This is a genomic window from Sinorhizobium fredii USDA 205 (assembly GCF_001461695.1).
GTDB lineage: Bacteria > Pseudomonadota > Alphaproteobacteria > Rhizobiales > Rhizobiaceae > Sinorhizobium > Sinorhizobium fredii.
The window spans coordinates 26,825-43,175 of the sequence record NZ_AUTC01000024.1 but is presented as its reverse complement, the minus strand read 5'-3'; the positions used below and the strand labels follow the sequence as shown (position 1 = coordinate 43,175).

Sequence of the window (16,351 nt, the reverse complement as noted above, 5' to 3'; positions counted from 1 at the left end):
AAGGACGCACGGCGCTGTAGAGCACCACAGCGATGCCCGTCAGCCGAAGATCAGGGCTGCTCCGGCCAGGGCGGTCACACCGCCGAGCAGGCGGGCAAGGGTGCCGGTGCTCGAAAGCCTCGCGAGCGCAATGCCGAGGCCGACGCCTGTAGCATGCAGCAATGCGGTCGCGATGATGAATCCCATGGCGAAAGACCAGGCGCCGGCCGGCCCCAGTTCGCCGCCATGGGCGTGGCCGTGGAAGAGCGCGAAGATGCCGACGATCGCTGCGGCAGGCGCCACATCGAACCGCACGGCCATTGCGACGATCAGGCCGAGGGCAACGACCGAGGCGAGGATTGCCGGCTCGACGAAGGGCAGGGGAACGGCGGCAAGCGCTAGGCCGAAGCCGACAGCCATCATGGCGACGAAGGCGGCAGGAACCGCCCAGAGGGCGCGGCCGCCGATCTGCGCCGCCCAGAGGCCGACCGCGACCATGGCAAGCACATGATCCGCGCCGAAAAACGGATGGGAAAGGCCCGCCGCCAGTGCGCCGTGCTCGGCCGGCTCGAGATGCGCGAAGGCGGGTGCGGCGGAAGCGCCGAGCGCTGCAGCGGCAATGAGCATGCGTGTCTTCATTCTGATCCCCACTTGTCGACAGGCTTGGGAGGCGGCCCGTCCGCTCTGATGACGCGCTGATCTTATTGGGCTTTTGCCCGCTGTCCATACGGCATTTGACGGGGCTCGCATTTACCATCGCGGCAGCGCTGTCGGTCCCAACCTTTCTTCGCCAGCCGGTTTGCATTGTCATCGGCATCGAGTCGCATTATCTGACCTTGAGACATTTCACGAGGAGTCCGAAGAATGCGGATGAACGACGACGACCAGGAAGAAAAGAAGACCGAGCTGCCGTTGGGCAAGGAAACCGAGGCGAACCTTTTCAAGTCGCGTTCGATTTTCATCTACGGAACGATCACCCAGGAACTGGCCCAGAAGGTCTGCTCGCAGCTTGTGGCCCTTGCCTCGGCCAGCGACGAAGACATTCGCATCTTCGTCAACTCACCGGGCGGCCACGTCGAATCCGGCGACAGCATTCACGACATGATCAAGTTCGTGAAGCCGAAGGTCTGGACAATCGGCACCGGCTGGGTTGCCTCGGCCGGCGCGCTCATCTTCGTCGCTCCGCCGAAGGAGCAACGCCTCTGCCTGCCGAACACCCGCTTCCTGCTGCACCAACCGTCCGGCGGCACGCGCGGCATGGCCTCGGATATCGAGATACAGGCGCGTGAAATCATCAAGATGAACGAGCGGTTGAACAAGATCTTCTCCGAAGCGACCGGCCAACCGGTCGAGAAGATCGCCAAGGACACGGACCGCGATTACTGGCTCGGCGCCGACGAGGCGAAGTCCTATGGGCTCGTTTCGCGGATCGTCACCTCCGTTGCGGAGATCTAATCGGCCCTGTTTTCCAACGGGTTCCCATTGAAGGGCATCGGCTAAGGCCGGTGCCCTTTTCATTTGCAAACGGAGCAGCGGACTGAGAGGGGCAGGATATTTCTCGATCTCCCTTGCTCCGGTCGGGCCGGGCGTGTATAGGCACTCCCATGACCAAGGCTTACGCGCATAAGATCGCAGCGATCTTCTCCGGACACGATCACGATCGTGCCCCCTCGCGTGCCTTTGCCTCGCTTCTTCTTCTCGGCCTTACTCGCGGTTGCCGGGTCCGGTGAGGAGCGCCCGGCGGCCGAAAAGCCCTGCCGGCGGATTGCTCCTCGAACTCCCAAAAACTGAAACAATGGCGTCGGCATCAGCCTCGCAATATCGTCCGTGATCGGCTATTGCATCCGGCAAGCCACGCTCCAGCGACGAAGAGAAGCTGCACATGATACTGAGATCGCATCCCATCAAGACCGGCATGCCAGAGGCCGCGGTGAAATATCAGGCCTATCCGCAGGTGGCGCTGTCGGACCGCACCTGGCCTTCCAAGACGATCGACAAGGCGCCGATCTGGTGCTCGGTGGACCTGCGCGACGGCAATCAGGCGCTGGTCGACCCGATGGGACACGACCGCAAGGCTCGCATGTTCCATCTGCTCGTGGACATGGGGTTCAAGGAAATCGAAATCGGCTTCCCATCCGCTTCGCAGACCGATTTCGACTTTGCCCGCTGGTGCGTCGAAGAGGGCAATGTGCCGGCTGACGTTTCGCTGCAGGTGCTCGTGCAGTGCCGGCCGGAGCTGATCACCCGTACCTTCGAGGCGCTTGACGGCGCCCACCGGCCGATCGTGCACTTCTACAACTCCACGAGCGAGCTGCAGCGCCGCGTCGTCTTCGCCAAGGATGTCGCCGGCATCAAGCAGATCGCCACCGACGCCGCCAAGATGATCACCGACATGGCTGCCAAGGCCGGCGGCGGCTATCGTTTCGAATATTCGCCGGAGAGCTTCACCGGCACGGAACTCGAAGTGGCGCTGGAGATCTGCAACGCGGTCATCGAGATCGTCAAGCCGACGCCGGACAACAAGCTGATCATCAACCTGCCGTCGACCGTCGAGATGGCGACGCCCAACGTCTATGCCGACCAGATCGAGTGGATGTGCCGCAACCTCGACAACCGCGAGAACCTGCTCATCTCGCTGCATCCGCACAACGACCGCGGCACCGGCATCGCCGCCACGGAACTCGGCCTGATGGCCGGCGCGGACCGCGTCGAAGGCACGCTGTTCGGCAATGGCGAGCGCACCGGCAACGTCGACGTCGTGACCCTGGCTCTCAACATGTTCACGCAAGGCGTCGACCCGAAGCTGGATTGCTCGGACATCGAGAGGATCAAGGAAGTCTACGAATACTCGAACCAGATGGTCATTGCGGAGCGTCACCCCTATGTCGGCGAACTGGTCTACACCGCCTTCTCCGGCTCCCACCAGGACGCCATCAACAAGGGCATGAAGGCGTTGAAGCAGGCCAACAGGCCCACCTGGGAGGTGCCCTATCTGCCGATCGACCCGCGCGACGTTGGCCGCAGCTACGAGGCGATCATCCGTATCAACTCGCAGTCGGGCAAGGGCGGCATCGCCTATATCATGCAGGAGGACTACGGCATCAACCTGCCGCGTAAGCTGCAGATCGAGTTCCGTGAGGACATCCAGCGGATCACCGACGAGGAAGGCAAGGAATTGCCGTCGAAGCGCATCCATCAGCGTTTCATCGAGCGCTATGTCGAGCAGCCGGGAGCACGCATCAAGTTCGTCGATCACCACACCTATCCGGTGGGCGACCACAAGGGCCTGCGCGTGGTGGCTGCCGAGATCACCGACCGCGGCGAGACGAAGCGGATCGAAGGCAAGGGCACCGGTCCGATCGACGGCTTCATCAATGCGCTGTCGATTTATCTCGGCGTCGAGCTCTCGGTCGCGGACTATTGCGAGCACTCGCTGCAGCACGGCTCGAACGCCGCCGCGATCGCCTATGTCGAGGCGGAGTATCCGGGCGGCACGTTGTTCGGAGCCGGCATCAACACCAACATCGTCGCGGCCTCGCTCGAAGCGATCGTTTCGGCCGCCAATCGTGTTTTGGAGACGTTGGGGAAATAGCCGCTGGGGAAGGTGGACGCCAAAGGCGGGGTGCGTCTTGATTTGCCCCTCTCCTCGGGTTTAACCCGAGGACTAACCCTCTCCCAGCATACGGGGAGAGGGGACTTTAGGCGGCGAGGCGAGTCTCCTTCGACCCGTTGGGGAGAAGGTGGCCGGCAGGCCGGATGAGGGGGCCGAAACCGCGACTTCCGACGAGATCAGATGACCGCCGCCACCGTGTGGGCGAGATCCTGCAAGCCGGCGGCCGATGACGGCCCGACGACGACGAAGGAGGAGCCCTCCTTCTGCCAGGAGACGAATCCCAGATCGCCGCGGATCGTTTCGCTGAACTCGTTCCCCTGCGTCCCGTCGCCGCCTCTCAAGAAACAGATGGCGAAAATCTCGCCCTCCTGGTCGCGATAGACGAGCTGCGCCACCGGCTTGCCGTTGGCGACCAGCAGCCTTGCGCCTTCGAAGACGAGGCTCTTGCGCGTCAGATCTGGAACCTTGAAGGAAACGCCGACGCTCGAGGTCAGCCAGGTTTCTATATGCGCCGCTTGCGAGGCTGGCACCTCGACGAGATGCGCCTTCTGGCGCGAATAGATGCGATGGTAGTCGGCAATCTCGTTGATCCACGGGGTTGCGGCCGCCTCGCCGCCCGGCTCGACGAAATTGGCCGTGCTGCCGAGGATGAACCCGGCGACGCCTCCCGCGAGCAGCAGGCCAAGCGATGCCGCCACCAGGCGTGGCAAGACGCGGGCGCTTCGTTTCGGAAGGTTCGACGTCGTGACCCGCTCCAGCTTCGGACTGATGCCGCCGCCTTGCTTGATGTGCCGCACCAAAGCCAATGGCACCGGGTCGTGAAGGAAATCCTCGAACGCCCGGTTTCCGAATGCGCTGCCGGCCTTCAGTTTCTCGAGCAGCGCCCTGGCGTCGTCATCGCGCGCCAAAAGGGCGTCGAGCTCGGACCTTTCCGCCTCGCCAAGTTCGCCGTCGATATAGGCGGACAACCGCACTTCGAGCGCCAGCCCCTTCGTCTGCTGCAACGGTCAGGCCCTCCTTTCCGTATCCTCGGACAACATCGCCGCGAGCCGCAGGCGCGCTGTCGAGAGCCTGCTCATCACCGTGCCGATCGGGATGCCGAGGATCGTCGCGGTTTCCCGGTAGCTGTGACCTTCGACGTTGACCAACAGGAAGACGCTTGCCAGTCCTTCCGGCATGGAGAGGATCATCTTCTGCAACTGGTTGGCATAGACCGCCTTCTCGGCCGTGGCTTCGACATTCAGTTCGTCCTGCTCGAATATATCGACCATGCTGCCTGTGCCGCGGACCTTCCGCTTGCGGACTTCGTCCACCCAGAGATTGCGGGTCATCGTATAGATCCAGCTCTCCAGCCGGCCCTCGCCGTTCCACAGGTGGCTGCGGCTGATCGCCCGCTCGCAAACTTCCTGGACGAGATCGTCGGCATCGTTGGCATTGCGCGTCAGCGTCATCGCGAAACGGCGCAATTTGGGCAGCAGGCTGACCAAATCCCGTCTGAAGTCCTTCATCTCTGCCGCTGGGCGCATTTCTCTTCCAGTGAGACGTGCCGGATCATCCGTCTATTCGCCGTGCGAACGCACGGCTCATGATATGAAACTTGATCCGAAGTCTGCAAGGGAAGAGCCGGATCGCAAAGAGTTTTTTCCCGTTCCGGAATTCCCAGGCGATTGGCGCGCCTGCAGCGCGGCAGAAAGGAAGATCGCGTGTCAGTATTGACGAATTCCTCCGAGCGACTGGAGCAAGGCCCTGTATGCCCAACTGTCTTCGCCGCCGCGGTCGCGAATCTCCACAAGCTGCGCTCTCGCTTCCTCGACGCGCCCCTGCTCGACCAGAGCCTGGCCCATATAGGAGCGCGCGAGAATGTAATTCTCGTCGGCCTGAATGGCGCGCCTGTAGTATTGCATGCCGAGTTCCATGCGCCCGGCCTTGCGGTTGGCGTAGCCCATATAATTCAGGACGCGGGCGCTCCGCTGCTCCCTCATGGCATCCAGAACCTTGATCGCATTCTCGTATTGGCCGGCATAGGCGAGCTCGCGCGCCGCGTCGAACAGGATATCGTCACCGAGATCGCTCCGCTTTGCTTCGACGCATCTGTTCCTCTTGGCATCCCAGATCTTGCCGTCCTTGCACTGGGTGGTCGTCTTCGTCTTCTTTGGCGGCTCGCTGTTATTGTCGCCGACGGCCCAGGCCGCGGAGCCCGCCATCGACGCCGCGAAGGTTGCAAGAGTGAAGAGGATGATCTTGCGGTTCATGATGCCTTTTCTCCTGTGGACACTGCGGCGGCCGGTGACCGGTCGACGCAAATATCGCTCCGGCGGCGCTCGACCTCCAACGCGAAATAGACGCCGGAGCCTAGCCGATTATTCGGCGGTCGGCGAAAAAAACCGCTAGGGCCATTCCGTACACTACCTTCCGGGCGCCCCTCAAGCGTTGAACCGGGTTGTTTCGGCAAGGCTGACGGTCTTGGCGTCGGCGCCGAGGGCGAAGCGCTCGCGCGTCAGTCTCCAGGCTCCCGGTTCGCCGGCGATCGAGAAAAGGTTGTAGGCTGCGACCGGCTTGCTGCCGCCCGGCCCCTGCGAAGCGGAGGCGATGCCGACGACCGGCACCGGCGCCGCGTGCCCTCTCAGCCAATAGACCGTGTTGAGATGGGTGTGGCCGTGGATCACCAATTCGGCACCTCCCGACGAAATGGTCGCGGCGAAACGGCGGATGCCGATCATGCGCTTGTGCATGGATGTCGCACCGCGAATCGGCGGATGATGGATCATGACGACCCGGAACAGGCCGGCCTCACCGGCCGCGCGCAAGAGGTTGACCGTGGCGCGCGCCTGCCGCGGACCGAAATAGCCGCTTGCCGCAAAGGGGGGCGTGGCGACCGCCGTCGAGCAGCCGATGAGGGCGACGGAACCGCGCACCCGCATATAGGGAAAGCAGTGATGATCCTTGATCCATCCGGCAGGGCCGCTATCGCCGCGCATGAAAGGAAACCAGGCGCGTGCCGTCTTCTCGTAGGCGCCGGGCACATAGGCGTCGTGATTGCCCGGCACGACGGAGATGTCCTGCGGGTCGCCGGCCTCGGTGAGCCATTCGGTGACGGCCCCGATCTCCAGGGAGGAGGCAAGATTGACGAGGTCGCCGGTGATCGCCAGATGGTCCGGATCGCGTTTTTCGATATCGTCCATCAGACATGCGAGCGTTCCGGGAAAGAGGTGGCGCGCCCGGTTCCTGTGCCAATTGACGAAACCGGTGATGCGCTTGGAGGCGAGTTCGCGAAACGACAGGTCGGGCAGCGGGCCGAGATGGACGTCAGAAATATGCGCAAGTTTGAACATCGCTTCGGTCTAGAGCCTTTCCTGGTTAAATTGAACCATTCTGTTGGCTCAAGCGGAGCGGAATGTTTGCTCGGCTGGCGTGCGTCGTAGCCCAAGCATACGGCCAAGCCAGCCGAGCAAACAGGCCGCCCGCTTCAGCCAACCCGAAGGGCCGGGCATCTTTCCGCCAGGCTCAGAGGCGATCGCCTCGGCCGTACCTTCAGGTACGACCTTCGACAATCGCCTCTGCCCTGACGAAAACCTGCTCCGGCAGAATGCTTCAATTTAACCAGGAAAGGCTCTAGCGCATATTCCGCGGCAGGGGAATCACTTGTATGGGTTATCCCGACGTGCCGCTAGCCGCCTAAAAGGTCGCTTTCGCACTACAGCGCCGCGCGCCTTATCAGGCGCGCAAAGGTCGCTGTAGCAATTTGAATTGCTGCATGTCTTTGTCCTTGGATCGAGGTCGATCCAAGGAGACATGCGGTAGGAATTGCCGGGGAGGAGAAGCCAATGGACCAGGACCGCCCGCGAGAGGCGCGCAACTGGCTCTACCCCCTGACGCGGCTCGCTCACATCTATTTCGCCGTGTCGCGCGGCATGACGCTCGGAGTTCGGGCGGCCTGTTTCGATGACCAGGGCCGGGTGTTTCTCGTCAGGCACTCCTACCTGCCCGGATGGCATTTCCCGGGCGGGGGCGTCGACCGGCGCGAGACGGCCGTCGACGGGCTTGTTCGCGAACTTCGGGAGGAAGGCAATCTGGAACTGACGGCACCGCCGCTCCTCGTGCAAGTCTATTACAACCCCGGGACCAGCAAGCGCGATCATGTCGTCTTTTTCCGCTGTGACAACGTTCGCCAGCAGCGGCCGAAAGTTGCAGACCTGGAAATTGCCGCGGCCCGCTTCTTCCCGCTCGACGATCTGCCCACCGACGCCACCCCGGCGACCCGCCGCAGGCTTGCCGAGCTCGCCGGAACCGTCAAGCCGGATACGGTGTGGTAGCCCAAAGCGCGTCGCATTCAAATGTATTCACGCGGCGCGCTTAGAGCCTTTCCTGGTTAAATTGAATCATTGTGTTGGCTCAAGCGGAGTGGAATGATTGCTCGGCTGGCGCGCGGCGTAGCCCAAGCATACGTCCAAGCCAGCCGAGCAAACAGGCCGCCCGCTTCAGCCAACCCGAAGGGCCGGGCATCTTTCCGCCAGGATCAGAGGCGATCGCCTCGGCCGTACCTTCGGGTACGACCTTCGACAATCGCCTCTGCCCTGACGAAAACCTGCTCCGGCAGAATGCTTCAATTTAACCAGGAAAGGCTCTGGGTTTTTGTTTTTATGCATGTCGTTACCCCAAAACCGCTGCGCATTTTTGGGCGACATGCACTATGGATTGTCGCGGCCGTGCGGCACCTCGAGATCGAGCTCCGGCCCGACGGGCACGATTCCGGTCGGATTGATCATCCTGTGGCTGCGGTAATAATGCTCCTTGATGTGGCGCATGTTGACCGTCTCCGCGACGCCCGGCACCTGATAGAGATCACGCAGGTAACCGCTGAGATTCGGATAGTCGGCGATGCGGCGGATATTGCACTTGAAATGGCCGACATAGACCGGGTCGAAGCGCAGCAACGTCGTGAACAGGCGCCAGTCTGCCTCCGTCAGCCGGTCGCCGAAGAGATAGCGTTGCGAGGCAATGCGGCTCTCCAGCTCGTCCAGCAGGGCGAACAGGGCCGTGACGCTCTCCGCATAGGCTTCCTGGCGCGTGGCGAAGCCGGCCTTGTAGACGCCATTGTTGACCCTGTCGTAGATGCGGGCATTGAGCGCATCGATGTCTTCCCGCAGGTCCTCCGGATAGAAATCCGCCGTCGAGCCGGTGAGATGGTCGAAGGTGGAATTGAACATGCGGATGATTTCGGCGGATTCGTTGGAAACGATCGTGCCCTTCTTCTTGTCCCAGAGCACCGGGACGGTGACACGTCCGGAGTAGTTGGGGTCTGCGCGCGCATAGACCTGCCAAAGCGCCTTGGAGCCGAAGAGGTGGTCGACGGTGCCGCCGTTCTCGCCTTTGAATTCCCAGCCGTTTTCCAGCATCAACGGATCGACGACGGAGAGCGGGATCATATCCTCGAGCTTCTTGAGCTTGCGGAAGATCAGCGTGCGATGCGCCCACGGACAGGCAAGCGACACATAGAGATGGTAGCGGTCCGCCTCGGCCGCGAAGCCGCCTTCTCCCGAGGAGCCGGGCGAACCATCGGCGGTCACCCAGCTGCGAAATTGCGACACGCTGCGCTTGAAGTGCCCGTTCGTCTCGACGGTATCGTACCAGACGTCCTGCCAGACGCCGTCCACCAGCCTGCCCATGAGCGCGTTCCTTCCTGTTCTTTCTCACACGATAGATAACGCGCGATCGCCTCGCCGATAGGTGCGAAATTCTGAACAGTGCGTTTTGGGCTTTGACAGGCGGCGATTTTCTGCTATCGGCGATCCGAAGCTTTTTCACTCTGGAAACGATCCCATGATCCTGTCGGGAAGCCTGCGACGACGCTGATGCCGCTAACGCCCTTGAGGCGCGCCATCCCTATTGTCCGTTCGCATGCCGGTTCTCGACATCCATGAAAAAGCACGATCTCGTCTATCTGACCGAAGACGCCTCCCACGACGCAGCCATCGAAATCATCAATGAGGAAGCCTTCGGCCCCGGTCGGTTTGCCCGCGCCGCCGCTCGGATCCGCGAGCAGGGCCCGCACGACCGGTCGCTGTCCTTCATCTGCACCGACAATGGCGAAACGATCGCATCGGTGCGGATGACCCCGGTGAACGCCGGCTCCGTCAAAGGACACCTGCTCGGCCCGCTCGCCGTCCGCCCCTCGCACAAGAACAAGGGCATCGGCCGGCAACTGGTGCGGATTGCCGTCGAGGCGGCGCGGCGCAAAGGTTCCGAGGCGGTCATCCTGGTCGGCGACCCGCCCTACTACCAGCCGCTGGGTTTCGAGAAGGTCCGGTATGGCGCGCTCGAGTTCCCCGGTCCGGTCGATCCGGCCCGGGTGCTGGTCGTGCCGATCGCAGCCGGCGTCCACGCGCGGCTTGAGGGCGTGATTGCCTGGCGGGACGACGGTGCTGTGCCTGCTGTTGAGGTCGTTGTGCAGCCACCGGCGGAAGGCGCTGCCGCCTGATCTCATCAAGCGGGCGAAAGCGCCTTCTTGAGGAACACTCGGTTGCGGCCTTTCGGAAAATCAGGAAGCTCGCCGAAGGGGACATAGCCCTGTCGCTCATAGGCCCGGCGTGCCGCAGGGTTGAAGGTGTCGATCCAGGCACTGTGGCAGCCGCGGCGGCTACCAGAAGTTTTCCGGCAAGGCCCTGGCCACGTAGGGCTTCCGGCAACCAGAGCCATTGCACGAAAAGCCAGCCCCAGCCAGTATAGCCGCTGAGGCCACCCTTTCTCCCATTGAGCTTGGGGCCGCCAATGAGCACTGCCAGCGGCCGGCGTTCGGAGGGGCCAACGTCGGCGTCATTGAATTCGAGAGGCCGTTGCCAATGGCCTCGATAGCTCCGGCGGCGGTGTATCGGTTATCTCGAACATGAGATTTTCGAGATCGTCATCCTGCATCGACTTTTCGACCTCATTCTCAACGGGGGCAGACACAAGTCACCGACCCTCGCGGTACCACATTGCCGAGATCAGGAAGAGCAGGGCGGCGAGGCCGAAGAGGCCGGCGAACAGCGACAGCGAATTGACGCCCTTGAGCACCGTCTCGTCGGTCATGCGCAGCGACAGGCGCTGGTCGTCGGCGACGCGCACGGCGCCGCGGACCGGCAGGATGGAGGGCAGGTCGACAGGGCCATCCGCATCCGCGAGCCTGCGGACGATGCCCTTGGTCTTGTCCACCCAGGGCTTCAGTTTTTCCTCCGTCGAGATCGCCGCCTTGAACTCCGGCGCATCGACATTGCCGACATGGACCAGCGTCGTCAGCTCGTCATTGGCGACCTCGAAGAGTCCGATCTCGCCTGTCTTCACTTCCGCCTTGTAGAGCCCCGGCTCGCGTTCGGTGAGCCCAATCTCCTGCGTTCTGCCGGAGGGGTAGGTGAGCGTTGCTTGGCCCGGGTCGCCTTCAATCGTCTGCCGGGTGATTTCCAGTGTCCGTCCCAAGGCGCGTGCGGTCAGCGCCTCTTCCTCGAGCGCCGGTTCCTGCATCAGCCAATGGGCGGTGCGCCGGTAGAGCGAGATGTGCGGCCCGCCGCCCTCAAAGCCGCGCGCCCAGAGCCAGCCCTGGTCGGAGAGCAGCATGGCGACGCGACCCTTGCCGACGCGGTTGAGGACTAGGAGCGGCTTGCCATCCGCTGCCTCCATGACCGTCTGGCCGAGCGGCCGGTCGACGTCGACGGTGCGGAACCAGCGCCCCCAGCCGGGCGGCTCGCTCGAGCCGCCTTCAAGGCCGCGGGTCACAGGATGTTTCTTCCCTTCCTCCGACAGCCGCGGGAAGAAGGCCTTTTCATTCATGACGCCGGTGGGGTTCGCCGGCAGGACGGTCGAAAGCGGCGTTGCCGCGATCGAATCGTCGCCGGCATGTTCCGGCCCCGCCGCGATCAGCAGCGCGCCGCCGTTCTGCACGTACTGGGCGATGTTGTCGTAGTAGAGAATGGGCAGCACGCCGCGATGCTGGTAGCGATCGAAGATGATCAGATCGAACTCGCTGATCTTGTCGACGAAGAGTTCGCGCGTCGGAAAGGCGATGAGCGAGAGTTCGTTGATCGGCGTACCGTCCTGCTTTTCCGGCGGACGCAGGATGGTGAAGTGCACGAGGTCGACGGCGGCATCGGATTTCAGAAGATTGCGCCAGGCGCGTTCGCCTGCATGCGGTTCGCCGGAGACGAGGAGGACGCGCAGGTTCTCGCGAATGCCATCCAAGACGTAAACGGCGCGGTTGTTGACCTCCGTCACTTCGCCCTGGATCGGATTGACCGCGAACTCGAGAATGTTGTTGCCGCCGCGCGGCACGGTGAAGCTGAATGGGACATCCGTTCCCGGTTCCACGTGTTCCGTGGCGATCTCGTTGCCGTTGAGGCGGATGGTGACTTCGGCACTGCCGCCGTTGGCCGCCCCGTCGTCGACAACGCGGAAGGTCAGCCTCTGTTGCTCGCCGACGATGCCGAAGCGCGGTGCATTGACGATCTCGATGCGTCGGTCGACCTCATCCGGCTTGCCGGTGATCAATCCGTGGATCGGCGCCTCAAAACCGAGCTTCTGGTTGATGTCCGGCACGTCGTGGACCTGGCCGTCGGTGATGAAGACGGCGCCGCCGACGCGGGCCGGTGGCACATCGGCTATGGCCGTCGCGAGAGCGCCGAAGAGCTTGGTCGAGGGCGCCTCGGTCTCCTCGCCATCCTTTGCCTCGACGACGCGTGTCTCGATCTGCGGGAAGCGGGCGAGCCGCTCCGTGAGGTCGGCAAGCGCCTTGTCGGTCTGTTCGCGCCGGCCGGCATTGTCCTGGCTCTGGCTGCGGTCGACGACGACGGCGGCGATGGTCGAAAGAGGCTCGCGCTCCTCCTGGAAAAGCACCGGATTGGCAAGTGAAAGGCAGAACGCCGCTAGTGCCGCGGCCCGGAGCCAGGCGCCGCGAACGCCCCGCCAGATGCCGAACGCCGCCAGAACCAACGCAACGAGCGCCAGTGCGGCAAGGTAGGGCCAGGGAAGGAGCGTTGAAAAATCGATCGTCATCGCTGCCTCATTGTCCAAGCCGCTCGAGCAGGGCGGGGACGTGTACCTGGTCGGCCTTGTAGTTGCCGGTCAGCATGTACATCATGATGTTCACGCCGGAGCGGAAGGCAAATTCGCGCTGCATCTCGTCCGGCGGGACAGTCGGCAGCAGGGCGGCGCCGTTGGCGTCCACCGCCCAGGCACCGGCGAAATCGTTGCCGGTGATCATGATCGGCGTGACACCGTCGCCCGAACGGGCCGGTCGGTTGCTCGGCTCGTCGCGATTTTCGAACTGCGCCTCGATCCAGAGCGGGCCGCCGGTGTAGCGGCCGGGGAAATTCGTCAGGAGATAGAAGGCCTTCGTCAGGACGTGGTCGGCGGGTACCGGCTCCAGCGGCGGGATATCCAGGTTGGCCAATATGGCCTGCAGCCGTTCCGTGTTGGGGCTGGTGCCGCCCGAGGTGGCGCCGAGCGAGGAGAACTGGTCGCGCGTGTCGAACAGGACGGTGCCGCCGGCACGCATATAGGCGTCGATGCGGCTGACGGCTTGCGGGCTCGGCATCGGGGCACCGGCCGAGACCGGCCAGTAGATGATCGGATAGAAGCTGAGTTCGTCCCTCATGATGTCGAGACCGACAGGCGCGCCGGGTTCGAGCGTCGTGCGGTAGGTGAGGAAATCGGTCAGGCCCCGAAGCCCGCTTTCCGAAAGCCGGTCGACATCGTCCTCGCCCGTGACGACATAGGCGAGATGCGTCGTGTCCAAACGTTCGAGAATACGCTCGTCGTCGGGTCGCGTATCGTCCGCAAAGGCTTGTGGCGGCGTGAAAAGGGCGATTGCGACAACCGCGAAGACCAGCACCGAAGCGCTACGCGCCATGCGCAGGCGAGAGAAGGCGCCCCCCATGAAGAGCACGATGACGGCGTCGGCGATGAGCAGAAGCAAAGCGAGGGTCAGCAGGGCCGGCTTCAGCGACCAGCTCTCTGCACGCACCAGCCGTTCCACAGTATGGGATCCCGCAAGAGTCGTGTCGATCCGCTTGAGTTCGGCGTCGCGCGGCAACAGGTTCAGGGCCGTGAAGCCGTCCTCGGAGCCATAGAGACCCGGCGGGTTGTCCGGCGTGGTGGCGGGAGTCTTACCCGGCTCCATCTCCAGCGGGCGGGCATTGCCGGTTTCCGCGACCAGCACGCCGTCGGCATTGAGAAGCCGGAAGGGCGCCAGCGTGTGTGCCTGCGCCGCCTTGCTTTCACCGGCGACGCCGCCGCTGCGCGAAAGCTGGACGCTGCGGCGAAGCATCTCGACGAAATGCCCGGAGATCGGCAGGTTCGACCACGTCGCCTCGGCGCTGACATGGAAGAGGACGATGCGACCGGTGCCGCTCGCTGCCGTAGTCACCAGAGGCGTGCCGTCGGCGAGGCTCGCCCAGGTGCGCTCGACCAGATCCGCAGTCGGCTCGGCCAGAACCTGCCGCTTGACCAGAATGTCGCTCGGCCGTGCCATGCCCGCGAAGGGACTGTTGGCGGGATAGTCCGCAAGCGGCTGCGGCTCCGACCAGGAAAGTGCGCCGCCGAGCGCCCGCTCCCCCTGCCGGAGGGTGACCGGAACGAGCGGATCGTCCGCGGGTGCGGCGGCAAGGCGCGGACCGGCGAAGCGGATCAGCATGCCGCCGCTCTCGATCCACTTCGCCAGAAGCGGATAGGTCTCCTCTGGCAACCGGCCGATGTCGGCCATGATCAGGACGGAGGGGCGCTGTTCCAGGAGCTCGGGAATGGCCACCGCGAGGTCGGTCTCGCGCGGTTCGATGAGGTCCGCATAGGGGGCGAGCGCGCGATTGATGTAGTAGAGCGGCGACAGCAGCGGTTGCGACAGGTCGCGCGCCTCGCCGCTCAGCAGCGCGACACGACGCCGGCGGAAGCCATCGTCGAGCAGATGGGTGGCGCCGGCGCTCGCCGCGCCTTCGATGCCGAGGCGGGCGAAATCGTTGCGCAATTCGAACGGGGCTTCGATCGTTCCCTTGGCACCAGCCGCTCCAGGGGAGAAATCGATCGTGCCATCGGCGATGGCACGGCCGCGGGCATCGTAAGCGACGATCGAAAGGGACCGACGGTCGTCCGTCTTCAAGCGGGTTGCCGTCACCGACATGCCGCTCGACTCGTTGCTCGTGCTGGTCAGTGCCACGGCCTGGCCGCCGTCTGCCTCGATCACCCGGAGTTCAGCCGCGCCGATCTCGTTCAGCGCCGTCATGGTCTTTTGATCGGCCGATTCGATGCCATCGGTGAGGAAGGCGATCGTCCCGGGCGGGAAGGCATCGAAAGCCGTCCTGAGTGCCGCCAGAGCCGATCGCCGATCGGTGGGAAGCGGCACGGGTGAAGCGGCGGCGAGCCGGGTGCGGGCGGCGGCAGCCGAGGCAGGCGTTGCATCGTGCTGGCGATCGCCGGTGAAAAGGACCGAAACGGCCAGATCCCTCGCCTCGGCATCGTCGATCAACCCCGACGCAGCCTCGACCCTGCGCTCCCAATCGGGTGCCGTCGCCCAGCTGTTGTCGATCAGCAGCGCCAAGGGGCCGGACGAGGCGAGCGTGTTGCTGCGCGGATTGAAGACCGGGTCCGCGATCGCAAAGATAACCGCGGCAGCCATCAGCATCCGGAGAAGCGTCAGCCACCAGGGGCTTTTCGAGGGTGTCTCCTCGCGTTTCATCACCGAGGCCAGGATGCGCAGCGGCGGAAAAACTTCCGCTGCCGGTCGCGGCGGCATCATGCGCAGCAGCCACCAGATCACGGGCAACGCCGCGAGGGCTGCCAGTATTGCGGGATTGGCAAAGGCGAAGGCGAGGCCGCCGATCATAGCTGCCCCCCGTGTGTGGCGCGGGTGGGCATTCCCGAAAGATACATATGCACGGCGACCAAGGCCTCCGATGCCGGCCGGTCGGTCCGGTGCGGAATGAAGGTCCAGCCGAGGTGGCGAAGGCCGGAGCCGAGGCTGTCGCGACGGGCCCGGTAGGCGCGCTGATAGTCCTCGCGCAGGATCTCGGCGCGGCCAGCCGTCAGTTTCTCGCCGGTTTCCGGATCGGTGAATTCGGTGCGGCCCGCATAGGGGAAGACCTCTTCGGCCGGGTCGGCGATTTCCACGACATGGCCGCGCAATCCTCTTCGGGCGAGCGGACCGAGCCGCTCCATCACCGTGTCGGCCGGATCGAGAAAGTCGCCGATCAGCACCAGGTCGCTGGCGCCTCGGATCATGCCGGTCTCGGGCAGGCCGCCGCCAAGCGGGCTCAGCATGATCGCAGCCGCGAGGCGCTCGGCGGCGTTGCGCGCCGACACCGGCTCCATGACCCCGGGGCAGCCGATCCGCTCGCCGGAGCGGGCGAGGATTTCGGCAAGCGCCAGCATCAGCACCAGCGCACGGCTTTCCTTCGAGACGGCGCCGAGTGTCGACTTGTACATCATCGAGGGTGAAAGATCGGCCCAGAGCCAGATCGTGTGCGCCGCTTCCCATTCGCGGTCGCGAACATAGGTGTGATCGTCACGGGCGGAGCGGCGCCAGTCGATGCGCGACAGGCTTTCGCCCTGGCTGTACGGGCGGAACTGCCAGAAATTCTCGCCGATGCCGCGCTTGCGCCGGCCGTGCCAGCCGGCAATCACCGTATTGGCGATGCGCCGGGCCTCGACAAGGCAGTCGGGTACGAGCATCGCGCGTTGCTGGGCGCGCGACAGGACTTCTCCGGACGGTGTACGCGCGACTGTTTGCCCGATCGAGGCCAT

The 16,351-nt window shown here is 64.0% G+C and carries 13 protein-coding genes and 1 pseudogene; 4 read left to right on the top strand and 10 right to left on the bottom strand.

What is annotated here, in order from left to right:
• Positions 1 to 39: 39 nt before the first annotated feature.
• Positions 40 to 618, bottom strand: coding sequence for a HupE/UreJ family protein (locus tag N181_RS03460; RefSeq protein WP_037396117.1), 579 nt, complete (start codon positions 616 to 618; stop codon positions 40 to 42).
• A 231-nt stretch (positions 619 to 849) separates the two neighbouring features.
• Between N181_RS03460 and N181_RS03455 the strand changes: the two genes are divergently transcribed.
• Positions 850 to 1,434 (top strand): ATP-dependent Clp protease proteolytic subunit, encoded by a 585-nt coding sequence (locus N181_RS03455; protein ID WP_037396119.1) that lies wholly within the window; start codon positions 850 to 852, stop codon positions 1,432 to 1,434.
• 427 nt (positions 1,435 to 1,861) lie between these two features.
• Positions 1,862 to 3,571 (top strand): 2-isopropylmalate synthase, encoded by a 1,710-nt coding sequence (gene leuA, locus N181_RS03450; protein WP_037396121.1) that lies wholly within the window; start codon positions 1,862 to 1,864, stop codon positions 3,569 to 3,571.
• 197 nt (positions 3,572 to 3,768) lie between these two features.
• Here leuA and N181_RS03445 read toward each other — a convergent pair whose 3' ends face one another.
• The 4 genes from N181_RS03445 to N181_RS03430 form a co-directional block, all read right to left on the bottom strand.
• Positions 3,769 to 4,596, bottom strand: coding sequence for an anti-sigma factor family protein (locus N181_RS03445; RefSeq protein ID WP_037396124.1), 828 nt, complete (start codon positions 4,594 to 4,596; stop codon positions 3,769 to 3,771).
• A 3-nt stretch (positions 4,597 to 4,599) separates the two neighbouring features.
• A complete protein-coding gene (locus N181_RS03440) occupies positions 4,600 to 5,118 on the bottom strand; it encodes an RNA polymerase sigma factor (RefSeq protein ID WP_014329149.1) in 519 nt (172 codons plus the stop codon).
• A gap of 180 nt (positions 5,119 to 5,298) precedes the next feature.
• Positions 5,299 to 5,844: a tetratricopeptide repeat protein gene (locus tag N181_RS03435; RefSeq protein ID WP_014329148.1), complete on the bottom strand. Its 546-nt coding sequence runs from the start codon at positions 5,842 to 5,844 to the stop codon at positions 5,299 to 5,301.
• A gap of 171 nt (positions 5,845 to 6,015) precedes the next feature.
• The gene (locus tag N181_RS03430; RefSeq protein ID WP_014329147.1) at positions 6,016 to 6,924 is read right to left on the bottom strand and encodes a metallophosphoesterase family protein; all 909 of its coding nucleotides are present in this window, start codon (positions 6,922 to 6,924) and stop codon (positions 6,016 to 6,018) included.
• 492 nt (positions 6,925 to 7,416) lie between these two features.
• Here N181_RS03430 and N181_RS03425 point away from each other — a divergent pair, with 492 nt between their 5' ends.
• Positions 7,417 to 7,905: an NUDIX domain-containing protein gene (locus N181_RS03425; RefSeq protein ID WP_014329146.1), complete on the top strand. Its 489-nt coding sequence runs from the start codon at positions 7,417 to 7,419 to the stop codon at positions 7,903 to 7,905.
• 375 nt (positions 7,906 to 8,280) lie between these two features.
• On the opposite strand, the gene N181_RS03420 is transcribed toward N181_RS03425, so the two are convergent.
• Entirely contained in the window at positions 8,281 to 9,258 is a 978-nt protein-coding gene (locus N181_RS03420; protein ID WP_014329145.1) for a glutathione S-transferase family protein, read from the bottom strand.
• A gap of 251 nt (positions 9,259 to 9,509) precedes the next feature.
• On the opposite strand from N181_RS03420, the gene N181_RS03415 reads away from it, so the two are divergent.
• Positions 9,510 to 10,070, top strand: coding sequence for a GNAT family N-acetyltransferase (locus tag N181_RS03415; protein WP_014329144.1), 561 nt, complete (start codon positions 9,510 to 9,512; stop codon positions 10,068 to 10,070).
• Positions 10,071 to 10,075: 5 nt separating this feature from the next.
• Here N181_RS03415 and N181_RS34495 read toward each other — a convergent pair.
• The 4 genes and pseudogenes from N181_RS34495 to N181_RS03400 all read right to left on the bottom strand — a co-directional run bounded on the left by N181_RS34495 (position 10,076) and on the right by N181_RS03400 (position 16,351).
• A pseudogene (locus N181_RS34495) lies at positions 10,076 to 10,477 on the bottom strand (GNAT family N-acetyltransferase).
• Between the two features lie 66 nt (positions 10,478 to 10,543).
• On the bottom strand, positions 10,544 to 12,613 hold the full coding sequence (locus tag N181_RS03410; RefSeq protein WP_060563240.1) for a hypothetical protein: 2,070 nt from the start codon (positions 12,611 to 12,613) through the stop codon (positions 10,544 to 10,546).
• A 7-nt stretch (positions 12,614 to 12,620) separates the two neighbouring features.
• A complete protein-coding gene (locus N181_RS03405) occupies positions 12,621 to 15,434 on the bottom strand; it encodes a DUF4159 domain-containing protein (protein WP_014329141.1) in 2,814 nt (937 codons plus the stop codon).
• A complete protein-coding gene (locus tag N181_RS03400) occupies positions 15,431 to 16,351 on the bottom strand; it encodes a DUF58 domain-containing protein (RefSeq protein ID WP_014329140.1) in 921 nt (306 codons plus the stop codon). The genes N181_RS03405 and N181_RS03400 overlap by 4 nt, the downstream gene beginning before the upstream one ends.